Genomic DNA, 22,635 nt, shown 5'->3' on the forward strand with positions numbered 1-22,635 from the left:
CTATGGCCTTACTACAAATTGCAGAGCCGGGACAATCAACTAAGCCGCACGAGCATAAATATGCGGCAGGAATTGATCTGGGAACCACCAACTCTTTGATCGCCACGGTTCGTAGCGGCGTTGCACAAACCTTGCCCGATCTTAAAGGTAATCACCTCTTACCCTCGATTGTTCACTACGCCAAAGATGGTGAAGTGTCGGTTGGTCATTCGGCAAAGCTTTTTCAATGTTCGGACGCCGAAAACACCGTTAGTTCGGTTAAACGCTTAATGGGTCGCGGCCTTGGTGATGTTCAGGCGATTAAAGAATTTAGTGCTAACCGCTTAACGGCTTCTGGCATTGGCGAAAAAGGGATGCCTGCAGTACAGATTTACGATCAGATCAAAAATCCTGTAGAAATTTCTGCAGAAATTTTAAAGGTGTTGGCTCATAGAGCCGAAGATGCGCTAGGTGTGCCAGAGGGTGAAAGCTTAGGTGGTGTGGTGATCACGGTTCCTGCCTATTTTGATGATGCACAGCGTCAAGCCACCAAAGACGCGGCGCAAATTGCGGGCTTAAATGTTTTACGCTTATTAAACGAGCCTACCGCGGCGGCAGTTGCTTATGGTTTAGATACTGGTAATGAAGGAATACATGCGATTTACGATTTAGGCGGTGGTACTTTCGACATTTCGATTTTACGCTTAGAAAAAGGTGTTTATGAAGTGCTCGCCACGGGCGGTGATTCGGCCTTGGGCGGCGACGATTTTGATCGGGCTATTGCAGGTTTGTTAGTTAAAGAAGCTCAGATTGAGCTTGATGATCGTCAGTCGTATCAAATGGCGATGCTAAAAGCGCGCGAAATCAAAGAAGCCTTAACCGACACAGAGTCACTCGAGCTGCATTTTATGGGCTGGGATGGAACTGTTAGCCGCGAGCAGATTAATGAGTTGATGACACCAATAGTCGATAAAACCCTATTGGCATGCCGTAGAACCATTAAAGATGCTGGCCTTAAGGCTAGCGACATTAAAGAAATTGTAATGGTCGGTGGTTCGACTCGAGTACCCTTGGTACAACAAAAAGTAGCGGCTTATTTCAAGCAAGAACCCTTAACGACAATTGATCCGGATCGAGTGGTAGCCATCGGCGCGGCGATTCAGGCGGATGTTTTGATTGGTAATAAAGCCAATGATCAGTTGTTATTGTTAGACGTTTTGCCCTTATCTTTAGGGGTTGAAACCATGGGCGGCTTGGTCGAGAAAATTATTCCACGCAATACACCAATTCCCATTGCGCGGGCGCAAGAATTTACCACTTTTAAAGATGGCCAGACGGCTATGGCGATCCATGTGGTGCAGGGCGAGCGCGAACTGGTGGACGATTGCCGTTCGTTAGCGCGTTTTGAATTGCGTGGTATACCGCCAATGGTGGCGGGTGCCGCACGAATTAAAGTAACTTATCAGGTTGATGCTGATGGTTTGTTAAATGTTACAGCGCTCGAAGCTACCTCTGGAGTACAGGCAGAAATTCAGGTTAAGCCATCTTATGGCTTGACTGATAGCCAAGTGACCCAAATGCTGAAAAGCTCGATTGATAAAGCCGAAGAAGATATGCAGCTTCGGATGTTGCGTGAAGAACAGGTTGAAGCGAGCCGAGTCATTGAAGCTGTTCGAGCCGCGCTAGAGGATAACGGTCAAGCTTTGCTATCTGACGATGAGTTTGAAGCTATCCAATCAGCAGTAAAACAACTTGAAATAGTCGCTCAAGGCACCGATATAGAAGTTATTAAGGCAGCTATAAAAGTGGTTGATGCCAATAGCCAAGAGTTTGCTTCAAGACGTATGGACGCCAGTATTGCTAAAGCTTTAGTGGGCAGTGAAGTTGATGAATTATAGCGGATAAGAAAAGTTACCAGGTTGAATGAATGCCAAAAATTGTATTTTTACCCAATGAAGAATTATGTCCTGAAGGTTCTGTGGTCGAAGCGGAAGAGGGGCAAACCATTTTAGAAGTCGCCAAGCAGAATGATATTGATATCGAGCATGCTTGTGAGATGTCTTGCGCCTGTACAACTTGTCATGTGATCGTGCGTGAAGGGTTTGATTCGCTAGAAGAAAGCGATGAGCTGGAAGATGATATGCTAGATAAAGCTTGGGGCTTAGAGCCAGAATCGCGCTTAAGCTGTCAGGCAATGGTTGCGGATGAGGATCTGGTGGTTGATATTCCAAAGTATACCCTCAACCATGCTAAGGAAAACCACTAAGAGCTGATAATCGTCAACTATACTTCGTCATCATTTATTTTGGTGCTCGTCATTTGCACAAGCAAACTCCAACGCAACAAAATAAATGCTTCCTCGTCTAATTTTAGCTTATGAACTCTTAAATCGAGCTGGAACTAACTATTAAGGTGAAGTTATGAAATGGACTGATTCTTTAGATATAGCGATTGAGTTGTATGAAGCCAATCCGGAGCTAGATCCTAAAACCATCAATTTTGTTGATTTACGGCAAATGGTACTGGATTTAGAAGGATTTGCGGATGACCCTAATCGCTGCGGAGAGCGGATTTTAGAGGCCATCCAAATGGCATGGATAGAAGAAGCGGAGTAAGGCTACTATTTGGTGTAGTGATTTATCCGGCTTTTCATCGAGACTCGAGGAATGTAGCTATGATACATTCTTGAGCTGCTGCTATGGCCAGAATAATAAGATGGATAATAGCTATCTTGCCGACTCTTTTTGAAGTTAGTCTTGGCCTGTGTATCAGTTAAGATACATTCATCTTTATATTTGGCGTAACAGCTTGCGATTGATTTAGAAGTTTTTTCACTTAGTGCCTGGTTGTAATTGTTAAGCGCTTGTTGATAACTTAAAACGCATACGTTTCCTTGTGCAAAAATAATGCAATCATCGGCTTTAGGAGCTTCAGCTCTTTCACTATTTTGGTTTTCTGCAAAGCCGTTGTAACTAATAATATTAATGAGATGATGATTTTTGTTGTTTTCATGATTAACTCCTTGGTAATTCCAACCTGTAAATCCTATCAATGACATACATCTGATGTCAAACGTCACCTATCAAGCTATAATCAATATTAAAAGCATAAACGATGTAATAAACTAATAAATAGGCTTGTATTTTTCGCGAAAAACAGTATTATACACGCCTCACCAAGACTGAGTCTTGGAAGCAGAAAAGCTTTAAAAATCGCATTTAAAACAATGGGTTGCTAGCTCAGTCGGTAGAGCATCTGACTTTTAATCAGGTGGTCACAGGTTCGATTCCTGTGCAACCCACCATTTTCAAGGCGTTAAGCCTAAAAAACCGCATCAGAAGATGCGGTTTTTTTATGCCTTGGGTTTAGTAGGTTAGCTGATACTACCGAAATCACCATTCTTAAAATCGCGAAGTGTGGCTTCGATTTCTTCTCTGCTGTTCATGACAAAAGGCCCATAACCTACAATCGGTTCATTTAAGGGTTCACCGCTTAAAATCAGCAATTTGGCATCATTATTGGCTTCGATACTAACGCCTGTACCTTCTGTGCTTAGTACTGCCATTTGGCGTTCTCTGACCAGCCGCTCCGAGTTGATTTCTACAGTTCCTGACAAGACTACCACAGCGCCCGTCCAACCCTGATTAAGTTCTAGCTCAATTTTCTTGCCCGCATTTATTCGAGTATCCATAACTTGCAATGGCGAGAAGGTGCTCGCTGGGCCATGGCTGTCTTGATAATCGCCAGCAATCAGGCGTAACTGACCGGCATTATCGCCGAGCTGTAAGGTTGGGATCTGACTAGCTTGTATATCTTGGTACTTTGGAGTCGTCATTTTATGCTTAGCGGGCAAATTGACCCAAAGTTGCGCCATCTCCATTTCGCCACCGGTTTGGGTAAAGTCAGTCGAAAGAAATTCTTCGTGCATAATTCCACTGCCAGCGGTCATCCACTGCACATCACCAGTTCCGATAACGCCACCTGCGCCGGTCGAATCTCTATGTTCGACTTCGCCTTGATAAACGATGGTTACGGTTTCAAAACCTCGATGCGGGTGCTCTCCAACGCCACGCTTGTTGGCTGATGGCTCGAAAACCTTAGGTGCCGCATGATCGAGTAGTAAAAAGGGGCTTAAAGTTTCGCCATGACTTTGATAGCTGAACATGGAACTCACATGAAAGGCATTTCCAACCCAATGTTTGGCTGGCGCTGAATTTATAGCGATAACATTTTTCATAAAATTACCTATAAAAAGGTTTAGCAATAGCTTGTAAATGGTGGTTTTTTATGCAAAATCAAGTCTACTAAAAAATGCTGCGGAAAATGCTTGTTTTTTCTTAATTTATCGGTATTATACGCGCCGTTGAGTCTTCTAGACTCGTTATGGGTTGCTAGCTCAGTCGGTAGAGCATCTGACTTTTAATCAGGTGGTCACAGGTTCGATTCCTGTGCAACCCACCATATTTTATCTCCCTCTTGTGTAAAGAGCGGAGCACAAAGCCGCTTCAGGAATGTTGCGGCTTTTTTATTGGCTGCTCATTAAAAAAGGGCGCTTAAAGCGCCCTTGATTTAACTTTTAATTTTACTTTAGCTGATCTGCTAAGTAGGTATAAATGAGTGCATTCAAACTAGCACTTTGTTTGTTATTTGAAGCGCCGCCGTGGCCACCTTCGGTATTTTCGTAATACAGCACATCGTGTCCTTGAGCTTGCATCTTAGCGACCATTTTACGCGCGTGACCAGGGTGAACTCTGTCGTCGCGAGTTGAGGTCGTAAAGAATATTTTAGGGTATTCGGTATCCTTATCCACATTATGGTACGGCGAGTAGGTTTTGATGTATTCCCACTCATCTTCATTATCTGGATTGCCGTATTCACCCATCCAGCTGGCTCCAGCTAGCAGCTGATTAAAGCGCTTCATATCCAATAATGGAACCTGACAAACCACCGCGTTAAACAGATCCGGCCGCATAGTGGCAACCGTACCTACCAGCAAACCACCGTTTGAGCCACCTCGTATCCCTAAATGGCGAGGAGAAGTGATTTTATTAGCGACTAGATCTTCGCCAACGGTAATAAAGTCGGTAAAGGCTATGTGGCGATTTTTTTTCAGTGCCGCCTGATGCCATCTTGGGCCATACTCACCGCCGCCACGAATGTTCGCTAGCGCGTAAACACCGCCTTGCTCTAACCAATCAAAACCGATGGTTGGCGAGTAGCTAGGGCGCAGTGAGACTTCAAAGCCACCATAGCCATAAAGTAGGGTAGGGTTTTTACCGTTAAATTCAGTATCTTTATGCATGACCAAGAAATAGGGGATCTTAGTACCGTCTTTAGCGGTAGCAAATTGTTGCTCAACTTTGTAAGGCTGCGCATCAAAAAATGCTGGTAAGCTCTTCAAAACGCTAGTGCTATTATTGCTGCTATCGAAATAATACAAGCTACTTGGGGTTAAGAAGTTGTTGTAGTCGATAAAGAAATTATTATGCTGGTCACTCACTCCCGCAACTGAAATAGCGCCTAAATCGGGCATATCAACTTTTTCCTTTGACCATTTGCCATCGTCAAATTGATATCGATAGAGTTCGCTTGCCACATCTTTTAAGGTGTTAACTAAAATATAATCTTTGGTCGATAACACTCCTGAAATAGAAGTATTAGCATCAGGGATAAAGACTTCTGTAAAATTAGTTTTCCCAGCAAGGTAGTCGTCAATATTGATCGAAATTAGTGCAGCTTGCGGATAAGTTTTTTCACCCAGTGTCCAGTCGGATTTTAACTGAATCAAAACTTGATCATTGCTAATAGCGTTTATTGAGCTATCCTTTGGGCGTTCGAATTGATGTAACCCTTCGTCAGTGATTAGGTAGATGTCCGATGTATAGAAAGTTAGTCCTTGATAAATAACTTTGTAAGATTTGCCTTTATCATGTAAGACAAATGCAGCGACCCAAACGTCTTTCTTTTCACCTTCAAAAATGGTTCTAGCCTTATCTAACGCTTCGCCGCGCTTCCACTCTTTAACGATGCGCGGGTAGCCAGAATCGGTCATGCTACCGTCACCAAAGTCGGTACCCACATAAATTGAATTTTCATCAATCCAGCTGACGCTAGATTTAGCTTCAGGCAGATAAAACCCGTTTTCAACAAAGGACTTTGAAGCAACATCAAACTCACGGACTACGGTTGCATCAGCGCCGCCACGAGACAAACTTAATAAACAGCGTTTATATTCAGGGTATAAGCAGTTAGCGCCTTTATAAACCCAGTTTTCGCCTTCTTTTTCGGCTAACTTATCCAGATCTAAAATAAGTTCCCACTCGGGATTGTCTTTCTTATATTCAGCAAGCGTTGTACGTCGCCATAAACCCCGTTGGTTATTAGAATCTTTCCAGAAGTTATAAAAATAGTCTCCCATTTGTTCGACGTAGGGAATCCGCTCGTCTGAGTCGTAAACTTTAAGGTTTTTTTCAAACAACTCTTGATAGAGCGGTTTAGATTTTAAATACCCTAAAGATTTTGTGTTGTTTTCTTCTACCCAAGCTAAAGCCTTTTCGCCTTCGACTTCTTCTAACCAGATATAAGGATCTTGCTCAGCTTGCTGGATTTGTTGTTCTTCGGCTTCTTTAGGCTGTTGTTCGACTTGTTTTACCGCTACAACTTCTGGCTTGGAAGCCGGTGTTTGTGTCTGATCGGCGCTATCACAGGCATATAACGCTACCGACATCAGCGAAAAAAGCGCTAAGTATTTGATCTTCATTGATTTCCCCATTAGCTCAAAACCTAATGAGGATAACAAAGCAGTTAGCCGACTGCCAGAGCTTAATTGTTTCAAAAGTTAAAAATTAGACCCAGCCGTTAGGTACGGCGATTTTTACGTATTGTTGCATTCCCAGTTTTTGTTGTAACCACTGCTCATGGCTAGGTAATCTTTCTTTAGCTAGGGCTAATCGTTGCAGAATTAATGGTGAACGACTGGTTTTAGGTGCATTTTCTAATGGTAAGGCTCCGTAGCGCTTTTCAAACTCCATACTGTAGAGGATATACTGATAATTACTCTTATCCCAGATTCCGGCGGTGTCTACAGATGGCCGAATATCCCCACCAGTTAAATGAGAAGCTTGATTCGATTGAGCTAGCCCCAAAAACGCTTGATCCTCGAAATCTAAAGGTGAGGGTGGCTTTTTTTTCCAGAAATCGAATTTGGCCAATAAGCGATCGGTAATATGTTCTTCTTGTTGTACCGTTCGCCAAAACTCGGTATCGGTTCTTTGGGTTAAACAGTAATGCATATTAATAAAGTCTAAAATCTCATAGAATTTATTGGAGTGGATTCGATTGTAGCGAAAAGCCATCGCTTTCATTTGTGATTCATCTTGAGGAAAATGCTGGGCGAGCATAACTGCGCCTAGATCACTTAGGTAAAGCCCTGTGGATTCCAAGGGTTCTATAAAACCACCTGAAAGGCCTACTGCAATGCAGTTTCCTTTCCATACCTGGTGACGGCGTCCGACTTTGAAGAAAATGGTTCGTGATTCAAGTTTATCGATGTCACCACCTTGATAGTTTCGCAGTTCTCTTTCTGCTTGCTCTGAATCTATGAAAGCGCTGGAGTGAACGTAGCCAATGGAGCGCTGATTTTGCATTGGAATATCCCAAACCCAACCATTTGATAAGGCTGTCGCCGTTGTATAGGGGCGAACCATTCCGGGATAATAGGTTTCGTAAGGAATATGCATTGCGATTGCTCGATCACACAGTAACCATTGTGAACAGTCTTCCCAGCCAACGTTGAGCGCTTCGTCAATCAGTTTTGCTTTAAAGCCAGTACAGTCAACGAATAAGTCGCCTGTAACAGAGCTTTCGATATCTAGATCGACGGATTGTATATGTCCATTGTCTTTCAAATTGACTTGGGTAACATTGGCTAAAGTGTGCTTGACCCCTCTTTTTACCGATAAATCTCGAAGTAAGTCGGCAAACTTTTGGGCATTCATATGGTATGCATAACTAAAAGGAGCGCCCATATTCCATTTGCCAAGCATCTGAGGAGATAGTCCTAATTCACATATGTCTGGTTGGGCTGAACAGGTTTGAACAAACGGAATACTTCTGTCACTCGCTAACCACTGTTGAACGCTTGTGTCAATTGGCCCAGTGTTTAGTCGGTTAAATGGGTGATAATAAAAAGAGTTGTCATTTCTTAACCAGTTGACGTATTTTATGGATTGCTTAAATGAACCATCAGTTGCTTTTAGAAAATCTATTTCGCTAATACCAACCACTGAAAGGATATGCCGAATCGATAAAACTGTGGCTTCGCCTACTGAAATTCTGGGAATATCGGGGGATTCAATTAACTCAATTTCTACCTTAGGTTTATTGCCATTTCTATTGATAGCACCGTTCAAGTAAGCTGCTACCATCCAGCCTGATGAGCCACCGCCAACAATTACAATCTTTTTCTTCATTAAGCGACCCAACCTTTAGGCTTAATAGTAGTTTTGTAATCTTTCATACCTAATGCTTTTTGTAACCAGATATGGTGAGCTGGAAGTTGCTGACGAGCCATTTGTAAGCGTTGTAAAATGTAGGGATGTATATTTACCACTTGCCGATTATTTCCATACAAAGCATCATAGTTTTCGCTATTAAAATGCATTCCATATAAAATACATTCATAACTTTCATGATTCCATAATCCTGCTGTGTCTACAGGGTTTCTAGCATCAAAAGTTTCGCAAGTAAAATTAAAAGCCTGCTCCTTTTGGTCTAAGAAAAACTGGTCATCAAAATCAGACATCATAGGAGGGCGCATTTTCCAAAAGTCTAGCTTTGCTTTTAGTCTAGGATTAATTCTTTCCGGTTTTTGCACTTCCTTCCAAAATTCTGTATCGGTTCTTTTACTCAAGCAGTAATGCATATTGATAAAATCGAGAATTTCATAAAAACGATTTGATAAAATTCGGTTGTATCTAAAGGCCATAGGCTTAAGATCCTTATCGGTATAAGGGAAGTATTCTGCTAAAGCAACAACCCCAAGATCGCTCAAATAAAGCCCTGTTGATTCCAGCGGTTCGATAAAACCGCCTGAAAGTCCAATAGCTACACAGTTACCTTTCCAGTTTTGTTGTCTACGCCCAACTTTAAAGTAAACGGTTCGTGAATCCAGCTGTGAGGTGTTACCGCCTTGATAAGAGCGCATTTCTTTTTCCGCATCTTCTTCGGATATAAAAGCACTAGAGTGAACATAGCCAATGGATCTTTGACTTTGCATCGGAATGTCCCAGATCCAACCGTTAGAAAGGGCGCTAGCAGTAGTGTAAGGGCGTACCATGCCTGGGAAATAATCCTCGTAAGGAATATGCATGGTTATGGCTCTATCGCAAAGTAGCCATTGTGAATGATCTTCCCAGCTGACATTTAACTTTTCTTCGATCAATTTTGCTCGAAAACCGGTGCAGTCTATAAATAAATCGGCTTCAATTGTTTGTTCGGTATCAGTTTTAACTGCAGTAATAGTTTGACTGTCTTTCATGTCTATATCAATGACGTTAGCAAGTATGTGCTTAACGCCTTGAGCAACTGAAATATCTCGCAGATAGTCTGCAAACTTTTGAGCATTCATATGATAGGCGTAGCTAAGTGGCGCACCCATATTGTTGCGTCCGAAACCTAAAGGGCTTAAGCCCATCTCACAAATTATTGGCTGTTCGGAGCATGTCTCCATAAATGGAATTGATTGATCACTCTCAAGCCATTCTTGTGCTGAAAAATCTAAAGGTTGCTTGCGGGCTCTTGAAAAAGGATGATGATAAAAGCTGTTATCTTTATGTAACCAATTGGTATATTTTATCGATTGTTTAAAAGTCGCATCGGTTGCTTTCATGAATTCGGCTTCGTTTACGCCAATCACATGGAGCAAATGCCTCATCGAAGGGATTGTCGCTTCGCCGACCGAAATTCGAGGAATATCTGGAGATTCAATTAAGGTTATTTCAACTTCAGGCTTGATTCCATTGTTTAGTGCTTTTTGTAAATAAGCCGCAGCTATCCAACCGGAAGAGCCACCGCCAACGATAGTTACTCTACGTTTCATTTTATTATTCGTATCCTAAAATTTTTCTCAGTCCAGGAGCTGCATAATCCACAAGCTGTTTTTGTATTTCTGGTAGTTCATTGGGTATGTCGAATTTCTGGCCATATAAATTTTCACGTGCAGTGCCACTTTGTTTGCGATCGGAACCGACCAATACACGCTCTTTCCAATCATCCGGGATATTGGTGATACCGCAGTTTGTTAACAGTTCATGAAAATAATGTTCAGCCTTATCCGAATCAATATCTTTTAAGTGCGTAATGATATCTTCATACTTAACAACCTTTGCATTAGTACCAAGCCAAGAAACGGCATTATGAGTAAATATCTCGTAAAGGGTAGGGGCTTTCTGATAAATGCCAAAAATCATCATGTTATAGATTTGTTCAAGGGTAAACTCTTCTCCTCTAAGGTGCTCTAGATTACCTTGAAAGGAGTCCGATAAAAAAAATCGGGTACGGGCTAAAACCCAGTTATAGGGATCTCTAACTACAACTATGTGTTTGACATTGTGCATAGCATAAGCAGATTCGTCAGAAAAGAGCAGGTGTCCCCAACTTAATTTTGGCGTGGTTTTAAACGCAGCAAGATGATCTTTTAGTATGGGAATTTGGATAAATGCTTGATGGTACTGCTGATTAACAGGTACAAACATTCGAACAATATTTTTGATTAAGTGAGTTCCGCACTTCGGAACCGAATTTAAAAACACTGATTGTTTTAATGGCTCTTGAATATAATTTTCATTGAGCTCATTTAAACTATCAGGTTTGGCAATGATTCTAGGCATGTTTTTTGTATTTTCTAATGAGGGATAACTATATAACTATTAAATTTAGAATAAAAGAGATTTAAAAAAGCCGGCTCTTGCCGGCTTTTTTAATGGAGCGACTAGAAGTCGTATTTTGCATTAACAAAGATACTTCTTCCAACCCAGTCATACTGACTATAGAACGCAGAGTTACCAGCTCTGGAACCCATGCCTCTACTGATTCTTGGCGGCTCCTTATCGAACATATTCCTAACACCTACGACAACGCCGATGCCGGACTCTTCATGATCATACCCAAATGAAAGGCTGTGATACATGATACGGGGAGTATCTCCTACTCTGCGAGTTTCATTACCTAAGAAGGTAAATGTATCCGTAACACCAGTAACATCAGGATCATTTTCAGTTGGTCCAATAATATTGGTAAACCAGCTTACATTCCAGTTGTTGCGGTCATACCGCGCCAAGAAGGTGCCCGTATGCTTCGGTTCGCCGAGTGTTCCATTAAAGTCTTGAACTGTATCAGCAAAAATACCGCGAGCAGACTCGTCTTGAATTGTATGCTTGGTTTGTAGTGTCAATTTACCTGAAGGTAGATCTGTTCGGTAGGTAATATCAAAATCGTAACCTTTGTTATCTTGACGAGCGATATTGATAAAGCTATCCCTTACTACAGTGATCCGCATATCTTCGTTAGGACCTGTAGCACGATCAAACTGAGCACATAGAGGATCATTAGGGAAGAACTCAGAAGCGTAACAACGACCAACTAAGTTTGCAGCACCTAATTGAGTTACTTCGTCTTCAATTTCAAAGTCAAAGTAATCAACTGAAATACTTAAGTCAGCGAACTCTGGACGCCAGACAATTCCCCAAGTATTCGATTCAGAAGTCTCAGGTTTCAGGATTCCTGCACCACCGCCCGTAAATACGGTTGCCGAAATAGCACCACCGGCAAAAGTTGGAGCAAGTCCATCAGCGGCACAGTTATCAGCCACGCGTTGAGAGATTTGACCATCCGCTAAGTTCTGACCCCAATTAATACAAGGATCAATAGCTCTTTGATTCACAAACGAGGTTTGATCAGCAAGATATAACTCGTACAAAGCAGGGGTTCTAAATGAAGTTCCGTGAGAACCACGGATTGTCCAACCGGCACCAATATGCCAAGCTAAACCTACTTTATAAGTTGTGTCAGAATCAATATCTTTGACGTCGGTGTAACGTGCAGATGCGGTTAGATTCAATTCTTCGACGCCCGGTAAGCCAGCCAAAAGTGGTAGATTAATTTCACCAAAAACTGCATAAGTATCAGAGTCGCCCTCGGTTATACCTGCGCCAGTTGAACCCCATGTGTTGTTGGCTAAAGTTACATCGCCAGGTTTATCTTTAATATCATCAATTTGATATTGAAGACCGAATGCAACGCCTGCAACCCCGTGAGGCATTTCGAACGCATCACCTGTGATAGTAGCTTCCAGAGTATGTTGCTTATAGACAGTATTACCAGTCTCTTTACCAAACAAGAAAGCCCTATCTTCTGCAGAAATATTGCCTGCTAAGAACTCAGGATCAAGCCAAGCGACATCACGACACGGAACTCCACGAACAGGAGTATTCATACCCACACAACTGCCGGAAAAGCCTTGGAAGATTGTATAAGGAGAAATAGCATCATCATAGATAATGGCATTTTCATAATCGCCATCACTACGGCTAGATTGAATTGATGCGTCCCAGTACCACTCACCTAGTTGTCCTTTTAAACCAACCACAAAACGTGAATAGTCAACGGTGATGTTTTGGAAACTATGATCGGTAATAGCCGTCGGACTAAGCCATTGAGCTCCAGTCCATCCCGCGCTTAATGGCTCTCCGCCAAAGAAGTTTTCGTTGTACTTGTATGTCCAAAACTGTCTGTAACTTTGAGACTCTGTTTCACGACGATTGAATAAAACCTCAGCATAACCACTTAAAGTTTGAGTAAAGTCATAATCACCTGTAGCCATCACAGTGCTTCTTGTGACTTCTGGGATCAAGCTTTGACGATCTTGAAAAGGATGATCGGCATTTAAAACCGGAGAAACGCCATTTACAGCAAACCAACCCGGAGGAGGTGAGAAATCGGCTGGACCTTGGGGATTAGGTGCATCGATGTAGTTGCCCAAATCACCATCGTAGTCAAATTGCGCTAAGTTTAGACGCAAACCATTGGAGTCGGTTAAGTTTGAAGCGCCGTAATCGTATAGCCAAACGTGTCCCCACGATAGATCACTACAATGAGGTTTCCCTGTGCGTGGGTCAATAATGTCTGTTCTAGCGCCAGTAGCAGCATCAAAATAATATCGCTCACCACAAGCAAAGTAGTCTCGATCTCCTCGTTTTAGCTCGGAAGTGACATTATGATCAAATGTTAGACGATAACTACCATTGTCAAATGAGTCACCCCAGCTACCACTAATACGTGTCTGCTCACCACCATCATCTTCAGGTTGTGAGCGGAAAACCTCAATGGTTCCGCCATCACTTGTTTTGGTAATGATATTGACTACACCAGCGACAGCATCTGAGCCGTACAAGGACGAAGCGCCATCCTTTAAAATTTCAATACGCTCAACCGCTGATAAAGGAATTGTATTAAAATCGAATGCTGAGGTTGCGCCTCGCGTTCCCGCAGGGCCAGCTCGCCGGCCATTTAATAATACTAGGGTTCTACCGGCTCCCAAGCCACGCAAGGAAAGAGTTTCTACACCAGTACCACCATTTTGAACGAAAGCAGAAGATGTTGCTGCAGTAACCTGAGCCGAGCCTGATGCTAAGGTGCTTTCTCTTAACAGCTGTCCGACATCTGTGATACCACGGTCAATAGCATCTTCAGCGATAATGACTTCAATAGGAACCGTGTCGTTTGCTTCATCCGCACGGATCCTTGAACCCGTTATGATTACTTTATTTGAGCTTTCAGCACTATCGTCATCAGAGGGTGCTTCTGCTGCATAAAGATTCAAAGACGAAAAAGCAAGCGCGCATCCTATTGCCTTAGTGATAGGTTTTATTTTTAAACCTAAAGGATGACTTTTCATCGTTATAATACCCCATATATGTTTGTGTACACTTCGTTTAGAACTATTATCGTTCTTTGCTAAAACAGAATCGTGGAAACAATAATTAGATCTAGCCTAATATTTACCGCACCGACCACTGGAAGTCAAAGATTAAAATTAGTTTTTTTCAACTAAATGCTTGTAATCATTAAAATTTGTAATAAATAAGCTATTTCGTTAATACAATGTTACAAAGTAAGTGTTAATTTAACCAAAACAGGTTAAAGCTGTAGCTCTGTTATTGAGGCTGGCGTTAAAACTTTTGAGCTGGATTATTGCTTAGTTAAATCTAGTTGGTAAACCATTAGTAGCAACTCCAAACTACAACTTGACATCCATATATATTGGTAAGTGATCGGAGGCTCGTTTAGCTAGGGTAGATTGGTGAACCCCAAAGTCGCTTATGTCGAGTTCGCCGTAAATCACGAAGCGATCCAGCGGCAGCTTAGGGTTTGAGGTATGAAAACTAGGTCCTGGGGTGATAACTTTAAAATCTTCAGCAAAAGCGCGAGCTGCTTTGCCAAAAGTGCGCCATTCGTTAAAATCGCCGGCAATAATACAGGGCGTATCATCCTTGGAGTCTTCAATGTAATTGACTAGGGCAGCGACTTGTTGCTGACGGGCTTTGCCTGCCAGTGATAGGTGGGTACCGATAATGCGCAGCTGTTTGTTATCCTTGAGCTGGATTCTGGTCAGTACCGCGCCTCTGGGTTCTAACCCTGGCAGTGTGATAGCGCAGGAGTTAATTTCCTGTAGTTCATTTTTTAATAAAACCGTATTGCCATGCCAACCGATACTCTGTTCTAAATTGTCGATTGCCACCGCATGGTAGTTCATGTCCTGCTTAAGATTATCAACTGGTAGGGCACTCTGGCGGCTGCCAAAACGTTTATCGGCTTCTTGCAACGCGATAATGTCGGCATCAGTTTCAGCGAGTACGGTTAAAATACGCTCAGGGTTACGCTTCCAATCGAGGCCAACGGCTTTGCGGATATTGTAGCTAACGATTCTGATGGAAGTTTGCGACATAACAATGAGCTAAAAAAAGGAGCTGCTTGAGCTCCTTTTATATGGCCTAATGGGCTTTTTGCAAGTCTTCAATCACCGCTGCGAGGAATCTTGCCGCCTCACCGCCGGTACAAGCCCTATGATCAAAGGTTAACGATAAAGGTAACATTTTGGCATTGTTGATACCTTTGTCGGTCAGCTTAAGCTCGTTACGGAAACGCCCCGTCCCTAAAATTGCCACTTGTGGCGGCGACACTACAGGCGTGCCATAGCGGCCAGCGATCGAACCAAAGTTAGAAAGAGTAATGGTGCCGTTTTGCTGATCTTCTTGCTTTAACGCCTTGCTTTCGATTTTTTGGCGCAATTCTTGTACGCTGGCGCGAACCCCTGTCATATCCATACGATCGGCGTTATGCACCACCGGTACATACAAACCATCGCCAGAGTCGACCGCGATCCCGACATTGACATTCGGATGCAAAATACGCTCGAAGTTTTGACCATCAAACCAAGCGTTTAGGGCTGGAACCTGTTTAGCCGCAGTGACCAAAGCGCGAACATAACGTGCCAGCGAGTCGGTACCTTTGGGCCAGGCAGAAATATCCGCATCTTCCACCAAAGTGGTTGGTACGACCGTTGCATGCGAGTGAGCCATACCCATGGCCATAGCGCGGCGCACGCCACGAACGGTTTCCGGTTTAATTTCTAAATTGACTGGTGGTAGCCCAGCTGCTTGGCTTGGCGACATTGCTGTAGCTGAAGGAGCGCTTGCTGCGAATGAAGCTGAACCGCCTTTAGCTGCGGCTTCCACATCGTCGCGGGTGATAGAGCCTTTGCGTCCTGAAGTGGCGCAAGAACCTAAATCTACGCCAAGTTTTTTGGCTAGCGCGCGAACTGCTGGCGAGGCTTTATAAGTTAGCGGATTCGAGGTTTCAGTACCGACCACTACTTCTGAGCTTGCGCTTGAACTAACTTGCGCTTGCCCACTGTTAGCTGCTGCTTTAACATCTTTTTGAGTAATTTGGCCGTTAGTACCAGTGCCTTTAACTTGCGCTAGATCCACTTTAAGCTTCTTAGCCAAAGCTTTAACCACAGCGCTAGAAGTCTCTGCGACAACATTGTGACCGACTTCAACTGCGCCAACTACCGTGCCAGAATCGGCTCTTTTTTCTTCGCCAGAATCGGCAGGAGTAGCATCTGAGGAAGCGTTTGTAGAGCCATCAGCAGTACCACCAAATTCTACTAAAGGTGCACCTACTTCAATTACATCACCAGCTTGACCGAAGAATTTGCTGACAACACCCGCAACTGGCGAGGGTACTTCAACTACCGCTTTAGCGGTTTCCATTTCGACCATCGGCTGATCGACGGTAACGGTTTCACCTTCTTTAACTAACCAGCGAACCACTTCCGCATCTGGCAAGCCTTCGCCTAAATCGGGCAATTTAAAGATTTCCGATGCACCGTTTGCTGACGCATTGGCAGAAGTAGCAGCTTCTGCTTCTACTGCAGGAGCCTCAACTTCTTCACTAGTGATGGCTTCACCTGGTTCTCCAAAAGTCACCAACACAGCGCCCACATCAATCACATCGCCAGCTTGGCCATGTAACTTGGCAATGCGCCCAGCGTAAGGTGAGGGGACTTCGACCACCGCTTTGGCCGTTTCCATTTCGACCATGGGTTGATCAACGGCAACCGTATCACCTTCTTTGACTAGCCAGCGAACCACTTCCGCATCCGGTAAGCCTTCGCCTAAATCGGGTAAGTTAAACTGTTTCATTTGTACTCCATGATTCTGCGCGCTTCATCTAAGATGCGATCAACCGTTGGCATGTATTGTTTTTCCATCTTGTAGTATGGCATAACCGTATCATAGCCCGATACGCGACCAATTGGCGCCAACAAGCTCATGATCGCGTGCTCGGCAATCTCGGCCGCGATTTCAGAACCTACCGCACCGGATTTTGGCGCTTCTTGGATAATACAAACGCGGCCGGTCTTGCGTACTGACTCTAAAATGGTGTCCATATCAATAGGACTGACGGTCGCTACGTCTATGACTTCAGCGTCAATACCTTCGGCGGCTAATTTTTCCGCAGCGATATTGGTTTCGTGCATCATAGCACCCCAAGAAATAAGGGTGATGTCTGAACCTTCACGATCCACAAAACAAACTTCCAATGGATACTCTTCGCCATTATCTTCAACTTCGTGTTTAACAATACGATAAACGCGTTTTGGCTCTAAGAAAATGACCGGATCCGGATCGCGAATAGCCGCTAGCATCAAGCCATAGGCGCGACTTGGATTGGACGGGATCACTACTTTCAAGCCTGGTATATGAGCAAATAATGCTTCGGTAGACTCGGAATGATGTTCAGGAGCGTGAATACCGCCACCAAAAGGTGCACGAATCACCATCGGCATGGTCAAGCGGCCGCGAGTACGGTGACGCATACGCGCTGCTTGGCCAAAAATTTGATCTACTGCGGGAAAGATAAAGCCCATAAACTGCATTTCAGCAACCGGTTTCATGCCTTGCGCAGCCATGCCCACCGCAAGTCCAGCAATCATAGATTCTGCTAGTGGCGAGTCGATCACTCGATCTTCACCATATTGCGCCTGCAAACCGTCAGTCGCGCGGAAAACACCGCCGTTTTTTCCCACATCTTCACCGAATAACACCACATCTTTATCGTGTTCTAATTCGTAAGCAAGAGCAGCGTTAACTGCTTCAATTAAAGTAATTGCCGCCATTATTTCGCTCCTGATGTTTGAGTTTTAGCGCGAGCAATTGCCGCTTCGCGTTGTGGTTTGGTTTTTTCGGGTAATTCCGCAAACAGATTATCGAACATCGCTTCAGGACCAGGAATAGGGTGCGCTTCATAAGCTTTTACCGCCGCATCCACTTCCGCTGCAATTTCCGCTTTCATCGCTTCTTCGTCTTTTTCCGACCAAGCTTTGTTGTCTTCTAAATACTTGCGCAAGCGAACCATGGGCTCGTTTTTCCAAGCAGCTTCTTTGACTTTTGGATCGTCATAACGAGAAGCGTCATCGGCAGTGGTGTGATCACACAAGCGGTAAGTAATGGCTTCGATCAAGGTTGCGCCACCGCCATTACGTGCTTTTTCAAAAGCATATTCCGCCATTTGTTTAACCGCAATAATATCGTTACCGTCCACTTGTACGCCTTCGATACCGGCGGCAATTGCTTTTTGCGCGTAAGTTTCTGTAGCCGTTTGAATTTCGGTAGGAACCGAGATAGCCCACTGGTTATTATTGACCATAAAGACACAACCTAAATTCCAAATACCGGCAACATTGATACCTTCATAGAAATCACCCTCGGAAGTACCGCCTTCACCAATCTCAGTGGCAACCGCACGTTTTTGGCCGCGCATCTGAATCGCTTTAGCAACACCGGCCGCATGAATAATTTGGTTGGCAATCGGTACACAAATCGGGAAATCTTCTTTGGCGTTTCTATAGTTAGCGCCGTCTTCATTACCGCCCCAATAGATAAAAATCTCTTCCATGCTAATGCCGTGCTTTAACATGGCGCCAGTGGAACGATAGTAGGGGACTAAGACATCTTCTTTAGTCATGGCATCGCCATAGCCAATGCCAATCGCTTCTTGTCCAAGCGAGGCAGGGAAGGTGCCCATTTTGCCTGTTCTTTGTAGCGCATAGGCTTTGGCATCGAAAGCGCGCAGCAAAGCCATGTCGCGATACAATGAACGCATTTTATCCATGTCTTTAGCAAAAGCAGGTAATTCTTGAGTCGGCTTACCATCAGCACCCAAGTACTGGTGATACTTAATCTCGAAAGAAGCAACAGTTCTAGTCGTCAAGGCTAGATCTCCTTTAATTGAGCGGGGAAATAATATGATAATCAGCAAGTTAGGTGCTGAACCTAAACTAACCCCTAAATACAAATAGATTCATTTTCGGGCGCGATCTTACGCAATTTTAGGTCATTTGTATAGCGACTTTTGCGCCAGCCTAAACTTGAGTTAGGTGGTTTTATATATTTACTTTGGCGCATAAAAAAAAGTAATGACAACAATGCTCATCGCTATAACTATTGGCCAAGTTCCAAGCATCAAAACCAATAGGATTTGATTGCGAAACTCTCAAGTGATTTTAAGCCACCTTACTGCTTTCTATCAGCTTTTACGCTTTAACCTCTAATACCATATTGGTTGGAGTTTGTGCAGCGCGTCGGATCTGGTTAAAACCGGCTTGATTTAAGACATTGGTAAGCCTAGCTTGACCAGCTTGAGCGCCGAGTCCTAAACCTACCTCTTGTGCTTTGGAGGTTGGCACTCAAACCACCGTTGAAAAGCCGTAAAAAATTGCCGAAAGCGGATTAAGATTATCTTCCAGTTTATCCTGCGCCATTGGTTCCACCAGCATAAAAGTACCATCGGATTTCAAAGTGCTTTTTATATGAGCCGCGGCGCCGCCCATATCGTGCAAGGCATCAAAAATACACGCAAAATCGAATTGGTTAGCGGGTATCTCTTTAGCGGCGCAAACCTCAAAGCTAATGTTGGTCAAACCTGCTTGCTCGGCTTTGCTTCGAGCAGCTTGAATAGAAGGCTGATGAAAGTCATAACCAATAAATTCGGAATTGGGATAGGTTTGCGCCATCAAAATGGTTGAAGAGCCATAGCCACAACCAATATCGGCAACCTTAGCGCCTTGGGTTAGCTTTTGTTCAACGCCATCTAACGCCGGGATCCAACTTTCGACTAAGTTTGCAACATAGCCAGGACGGAAGAATCGATCGGTGCCACAAAAGCAACAACTGCTGTGTTCGCTCCATGCTCTTCCTCGTCCGGTTTTAAAGACATCCACTGCGGTTTGATTGGTTTCAAACTGGCCAACTATGGCCTGAAAAAAGCCTTGCATGCAGGTAGGTTGGCCTTCGTGAGCAAAAATAGCGGCTTGTTCAGGAGACAAACTAAAAGATTGGTTGCTGGCATCAAATTCAACGTAACCAAGGGCTGTGTTGGCTGATAGCCACTCCATTAAATAGCGCTCGTTAAGGCCTGTGCTGCTGGCTAGTTCTTGAGCGCTACAGGGACCATTTTGCTCTAGCGCTTGGTAGGTGCCTGACTGGTCGCCAATATAGGCCATGAGTAAGCCCATCGCGCCAGCGACATCACCTAAAACTTTACCAAAGAGTTGATTGAATTTATCTTCGTTAATAGCAGGAGTATTCATTGACAATCCTCATATCCTTATTGAGAACTAATCAATCTACTCTGGACTTTTTAACTAGGCAAGGAATCAGCTCACAGCAACGCTGTAAAACAATATGACGGTTTGGTTAAGGGCGCTTTATTCACTGAGCCATTCTAATGCACGATCTTTATCTTCAAAAAACTGTTTTTTACCACCCATAAACCAGTTGGCTATTTTGGTGTATTTGTGTTGCCATTTTTTATTACCATAAACAGCAACTTTTTCAAACTCTCGGCCATGTTTTAAACATAGTTTTAAGTCATACCAAGCAGCTTTGGCATCCCATTTATCCAATTCAGTTGCATCAATCAAAGCTCTAGCTCTTGGTTTATCCGAAGCTTGTAACGCTGAGTCAATTACTGGGCTAACGATTTCGAAATCTTGGCGCGTTAAAGTGCCAGTAGCTTTTAGCAAAAAATAGACATTAGTTTGATGGCGCTCGATGCCGATAGAAAGTCCGTTGGTAATAATGCGGCTTTTCATAAGGCTACTCCTTGCAGGTAACTGCTCCTATGCTTATTTTTAGTTTACCTATCTTACCCTTAAACTCAAGTTATCCGCACGCTTATCTAGTGTTATTGCTCGCTCGCTTGAGTTAACAGCTTTCACTTTCTGTTATTTTTTTGATGGGTTAGAATAATGACAAATATCTAAAACTACTTGTTTATGAACAATCAGCGTCAAGAACACCTAGCTTTTCAGCAGCAGATGCCGAATAACCACTGTTTCGGTTGTGGCACTCTCAACGAGCAAGGATTAGGGATTAAAAGTTATTGGGTGGAAGGAAAAGAGGGCGAGGAGTCGGTGTGCGAATTTATGCCTCAAGCCCACCATAATGCAGGTCCAGAGCATGTATTAAATGGCGGTATTATCTCGACCATAATTGATTGCCATTGTGTGTGTACAGCTTTTGCAAAAGCCTATGCGATGGATGGGCGACCAATTGGTGATACACAAAATGGTGACTTTTTATGGTTTGCTACGGGCACTTTAGAAGTTCGCTTTAATCGCCCTGTAGCGATTGACCAGCCTGTTATTTTGCGCGCTAAAATCATTCAAGCCAAGCCTAAAAAAATTACTTTAGAATGTACCTTAGAATCCGAAGGTGAAATTTGTAACGAAGCAAAATTAATTGCAGTAAAAGTGCCTAAGGAGTTTTTGGGTTAATTTTTTTAGATTGGTTTTAGTATATTAACCCTATACCCTTACTTGGCAGCTTATTTTAAGCTATTTATACCTTTAACAAGCATGGCTTCAATTTGTTGTACTATTTGCTTTTCTACCTGCGGTTCAAAACCTTGAATGCGCGGTGTATGGATATGGCCAGTGGGGATCTGTGAGCCGAGTTTGTTGCGCAAATTGATACTGCGATAAGATATTTCATTGGACAAGTAACCGCCGCCTGAGCCTGCTACTGAGGTTGAACCAGTCAAATCTGCATAAACCTTTGGATGGAAGTTTTTCTCCAGAGTAGTAACTTCATTGTTGTCATTAACTTGATAGCGGCCTAAAGCTTGTTGCATAGCAGCAACTGGCAATGAGAACTCAACAAATTCAGGACCAGAAAGCGGCTGATTTTTAAATAGAGGGATGATGGGGTTTTGCGAGCTGGCTCCAGTAAAAACATTGAGATTATCAGGGGCTTTTGCCGAGCGACGCAAACCAGGAAAGCGTTCCAAATCAAAATGCTCTCGCCCCATGCTGATGGTGGCAATCATATCAACGGAGTTTGATTGATAAAACGGCATTAAAAAATTCTCAACTTCACCTAAATCAAAATCAATAAAACGTACTGGAAAAATAGCACTCTCGATCTGCACTTTGCCTTTCCTTGTAGTGATCACTTTGCCATCCAATAGCAGGGCGGCTAAGCCGGAAGGGTTGCTTTGAGCAATATTTCGATCTAGAAAAAAGGGATCAAAGCCCGTAACTAGAACCTTCTTAACTTCATCATTGGAAAAGTTGATATCTTTTTGACCGCGAGATGCTCTTTCCATTGTCCAGTAAAGCAGATCTAGCTGTTCAGGCGTTAATGTAATGGCGTATCTGCTAGTCTTAAGCATTTTAGAGAATTGCAGTCGCGCCCAATACAAAGGGCGATCATCATAAGTGCTGTTTTTTGCTTGAAGTTTAGTAGTTGCGACTTGCCATAAGAGATTGGCATGTTTTGCCACTACAGCATTCAGCTCAGAAAAGCTTTTGGCTTGGGTAATGGCTTGTTCAAAATCGGCAAGGTTTTGTTTGAAAACTAAACTTAGTTGAGGTTTTTCAGATACAAGCTTGGTAAGTCGCAGCTCTTCTACGCTTAGTGAGTTTGTTTGAGTTGGTTCAAGGTTCGTCGTGCTGCTGCTGTTTATCGAGCAAGCAGTTAGAGTACAAATTGCAATTGCTACGCTAGCATAAAAGCTTACGAGCTTAGTCAC

General features: G+C 43.5%; 17 protein-coding genes, 2 tRNA genes and 1 pseudogene. 6 read left to right on the top strand and 14 right to left on the bottom strand.

Going from position 1 to position 22,635, the window contains the following annotated elements; all coding sequences use genetic code 11:
- Nucleotides 1-2 precede the first annotated feature (2 nt).
- The 3 genes from hscA to iscX all read left to right on the top strand — a co-directional run bounded on the left by hscA (nucleotide 3) and on the right by iscX (nucleotide 2,594).
- On the top strand, nucleotides 3-1,877 hold the full coding sequence (gene hscA, locus NFS34_RS09590) for a Fe-S protein assembly chaperone HscA (RefSeq protein ID WP_251359821.1): 1,875 nt from the start codon (nucleotides 3-5) through the stop codon (nucleotides 1,875-1,877).
- A 29-nt stretch (nucleotides 1,878-1,906) separates the two neighbouring features.
- Nucleotides 1,907-2,245 carry an ISC system 2Fe-2S type ferredoxin gene (gene fdx / locus NFS34_RS09595; RefSeq protein ID WP_251359822.1) on the top strand — a complete coding sequence of 113 codons (339 nt, stop codon included), beginning with the start codon at nucleotides 1,907-1,909 and terminating at the stop codon, nucleotides 2,243-2,245.
- Between the two features lie 154 nt (nucleotides 2,246-2,399).
- Nucleotides 2,400-2,594: a Fe-S cluster assembly protein IscX gene (gene iscX, locus NFS34_RS09600; RefSeq protein ID WP_251359823.1), complete on the top strand. Its 195-nt coding sequence runs from the start codon at nucleotides 2,400-2,402 to the stop codon at nucleotides 2,592-2,594.
- A 5-nt stretch (nucleotides 2,595-2,599) separates the two neighbouring features.
- Here iscX and NFS34_RS09605 read toward each other — a convergent pair whose 3' ends face one another.
- Nucleotides 2,600-3,037 carry a hypothetical protein gene (locus NFS34_RS09605; protein WP_251359824.1) on the bottom strand — a complete coding sequence of 146 codons (438 nt, stop codon included), beginning with the start codon at nucleotides 3,035-3,037 and terminating at the stop codon, nucleotides 2,600-2,602.
- Between the two features lie 170 nt (nucleotides 3,038-3,207).
- Here NFS34_RS09605 and NFS34_RS09610 point away from each other — a divergent pair.
- Nucleotides 3,208-3,283, top strand: a tRNA-Lys gene (locus NFS34_RS09610).
- A 69-nt stretch (nucleotides 3,284-3,352) separates the two neighbouring features.
- On the opposite strand, the gene NFS34_RS09615 is transcribed toward NFS34_RS09610, so the two are convergent.
- Nucleotides 3,353-4,216 (bottom strand): pirin family protein, encoded by an 864-nt coding sequence (locus NFS34_RS09615; RefSeq protein ID WP_251359825.1) that lies wholly within the window; start codon nucleotides 4,214-4,216, stop codon nucleotides 3,353-3,355.
- Between the two features lie 148 nt (nucleotides 4,217-4,364).
- On the opposite strand from NFS34_RS09615, the gene NFS34_RS09620 reads away from it, so the two are divergent.
- Nucleotides 4,365-4,440: transfer RNA gene (locus NFS34_RS09620), tRNA-Lys, on the top strand.
- Between the two features lie 121 nt (nucleotides 4,441-4,561).
- On the opposite strand, the gene NFS34_RS09625 is transcribed toward NFS34_RS09620, so the two are convergent.
- The 11 genes and pseudogenes from NFS34_RS09625 to NFS34_RS09680 all read right to left on the bottom strand — a co-directional run bounded on the left by NFS34_RS09625 (nucleotide 4,562) and on the right by NFS34_RS09680 (nucleotide 20,695).
- Nucleotides 4,562-6,739 (bottom strand): prolyl oligopeptidase family protein, encoded by a 2,178-nt coding sequence (locus NFS34_RS09625; RefSeq protein WP_251359826.1) that lies wholly within the window; start codon nucleotides 6,737-6,739, stop codon nucleotides 4,562-4,564.
- Nucleotides 6,740-6,824: 85 nt separating this feature from the next.
- On the bottom strand, nucleotides 6,825-8,450 hold the full coding sequence (locus NFS34_RS09630; RefSeq protein ID WP_251359827.1) for a tryptophan halogenase family protein: 1,626 nt from the start codon (nucleotides 8,448-8,450) through the stop codon (nucleotides 6,825-6,827).
- Complete coding sequence (locus NFS34_RS09635; protein WP_251359828.1) at nucleotides 8,450-10,078, bottom strand: tryptophan halogenase family protein; 1,629 nt, start codon at nucleotides 10,076-10,078, stop codon at nucleotides 8,450-8,452. The genes NFS34_RS09630 and NFS34_RS09635 overlap by 1 nt, the downstream gene beginning before the upstream one ends.
- A 4-nt stretch (nucleotides 10,079-10,082) precedes the next feature.
- The gene (locus NFS34_RS09640) at nucleotides 10,083-10,868 is read right to left on the bottom strand and encodes a hypothetical protein (protein ID WP_251359829.1); all 786 of its coding nucleotides are present in this window, start codon (nucleotides 10,866-10,868) and stop codon (nucleotides 10,083-10,085) included.
- Between the two features lie 101 nt (nucleotides 10,869-10,969).
- On the bottom strand, nucleotides 10,970-13,933 hold the full coding sequence (locus NFS34_RS09645; RefSeq protein ID WP_251359830.1) for a TonB-dependent siderophore receptor: 2,964 nt from the start codon (nucleotides 13,931-13,933) through the stop codon (nucleotides 10,970-10,972).
- 342 nt (nucleotides 13,934-14,275) lie between these two features.
- Complete coding sequence (locus NFS34_RS09650) at nucleotides 14,276-14,983, bottom strand: endonuclease/exonuclease/phosphatase family protein (protein ID WP_251359831.1); 708 nt, start codon at nucleotides 14,981-14,983, stop codon at nucleotides 14,276-14,278.
- A gap of 46 nt (nucleotides 14,984-15,029) precedes the next feature.
- On the bottom strand, nucleotides 15,030-16,742 hold the full coding sequence (locus NFS34_RS09655; protein ID WP_251359832.1) for a 2-oxo acid dehydrogenase subunit E2: 1,713 nt from the start codon (nucleotides 16,740-16,742) through the stop codon (nucleotides 15,030-15,032).
- Nucleotides 16,739-17,719, bottom strand: a complete 981-nt coding sequence (locus NFS34_RS09660) for an alpha-ketoacid dehydrogenase subunit beta (RefSeq protein WP_251359833.1) — start codon at nucleotides 17,717-17,719, stop codon at nucleotides 16,739-16,741. The genes NFS34_RS09655 and NFS34_RS09660 overlap by 4 nt, the downstream gene beginning before the upstream one ends.
- A complete protein-coding gene (gene pdhA, locus NFS34_RS09665; protein WP_251359834.1) occupies nucleotides 17,719-18,813 on the bottom strand; it encodes a pyruvate dehydrogenase (acetyl-transferring) E1 component subunit alpha in 1,095 nt (364 codons plus the stop codon). Before pdhA ends, NFS34_RS09660 begins: the two co-directional genes overlap by 1 nt.
- A gap of 322 nt (nucleotides 18,814-19,135) precedes the next feature.
- Nucleotides 19,136-20,191: pseudogene (locus NFS34_RS09675) on the bottom strand (class I SAM-dependent methyltransferase).
- A 117-nt stretch (nucleotides 20,192-20,308) separates the two neighbouring features.
- Nucleotides 20,309-20,695, bottom strand: a complete 387-nt coding sequence (locus NFS34_RS09680) for an STAS/SEC14 domain-containing protein (protein WP_251359837.1) — start codon at nucleotides 20,693-20,695, stop codon at nucleotides 20,309-20,311.
- A gap of 183 nt (nucleotides 20,696-20,878) precedes the next feature.
- On the opposite strand from NFS34_RS09680, the gene NFS34_RS09685 reads away from it, so the two are divergent.
- Complete coding sequence (locus NFS34_RS09685; RefSeq protein ID WP_251359838.1) at nucleotides 20,879-21,379, top strand: PaaI family thioesterase; 501 nt, start codon at nucleotides 20,879-20,881, stop codon at nucleotides 21,377-21,379.
- Between the two features lie 50 nt (nucleotides 21,380-21,429).
- On the opposite strand, the gene NFS34_RS09690 is transcribed toward NFS34_RS09685, so the two are convergent.
- Nucleotides 21,430-22,635, bottom strand: a complete 1,206-nt coding sequence (locus tag NFS34_RS09690; protein WP_251359839.1) for a hypothetical protein — start codon at nucleotides 22,633-22,635, stop codon at nucleotides 21,430-21,432.

This window comes from Kangiella sp. TOML190 (assembly GCF_023706045.1).
GTDB lineage: Bacteria > Pseudomonadota > Gammaproteobacteria > Enterobacterales > Kangiellaceae > Kangiella.

Bases quoted from the DNA above. Each gene is read 5' to 3' on its own strand.
- iscX (WP_251359823.1), top strand. From the start codon at position 2,400: ATGAAATGGACTGATTCTTTAGATATAGCGATTGAGTTGTATGAAGCC.
- NFS34_RS09660 (WP_251359833.1), bottom strand. From the start codon at position 17,719: ATGGCGGCAATTACTTTAATTGAAGCAGTTAACGCTGCTCTTGCTTAC.
- NFS34_RS09650 (WP_251359831.1), bottom strand. From the start codon at position 14,983: ATGTCGCAAACTTCCATCAGAATCGTTAGCTACAATATCCGCAAAGCC.
- hscA (WP_251359821.1), top strand. From the start codon at position 3: ATGGCCTTACTACAAATTGCAGAGCCGGGACAATCAACTAAGCCGCAC.
- NFS34_RS09625 (WP_251359826.1), bottom strand. From the start codon at position 6,739: ATGAAGATCAAATACTTAGCGCTTTTTTCGCTGATGTCGGTAGCGTTA.
- NFS34_RS09640 (WP_251359829.1), bottom strand. From the start codon at position 10,868: ATGCCTAGAATCATTGCCAAACCTGATAGTTTAAATGAGCTCAATGAA.
- NFS34_RS09645 (WP_251359830.1), bottom strand. From the start codon at position 13,933: ATGAAAAGTCATCCTTTAGGTTTAAAAATAAAACCTATCACTAAGGCA.
- fdx (WP_251359822.1), top strand. From the start codon at position 1,907: ATGCCAAAAATTGTATTTTTACCCAATGAAGAATTATGTCCTGAAGGT.
- NFS34_RS09615 (WP_251359825.1), bottom strand. From the start codon at position 4,216: ATGAAAAATGTTATCGCTATAAATTCAGCGCCAGCCAAACATTGGGTT.
- NFS34_RS09605 (WP_251359824.1), bottom strand. From the start codon at position 3,037: ATGTCATTGATAGGATTTACAGGTTGGAATTACCAAGGAGTTAATCAT.
- NFS34_RS09655 (WP_251359832.1), bottom strand. From the start codon at position 16,742: ATGAAACAGTTTAACTTACCCGATTTAGGCGAAGGCTTACCGGATGCG.
- NFS34_RS09630 (WP_251359827.1), bottom strand. From the start codon at position 8,450: ATGAAGAAAAAGATTGTAATTGTTGGCGGTGGCTCATCAGGCTGGATG.
- NFS34_RS09685 (WP_251359838.1), top strand. From the start codon at position 20,879: ATGAACAATCAGCGTCAAGAACACCTAGCTTTTCAGCAGCAGATGCCG.
- NFS34_RS09680 (WP_251359837.1), bottom strand. From the start codon at position 20,695: ATGAAAAGCCGCATTATTACCAACGGACTTTCTATCGGCATCGAGCGC.
- NFS34_RS09635 (WP_251359828.1), bottom strand. From the start codon at position 10,078: ATGAAACGTAGAGTAACTATCGTTGGCGGTGGCTCTTCCGGTTGGATA.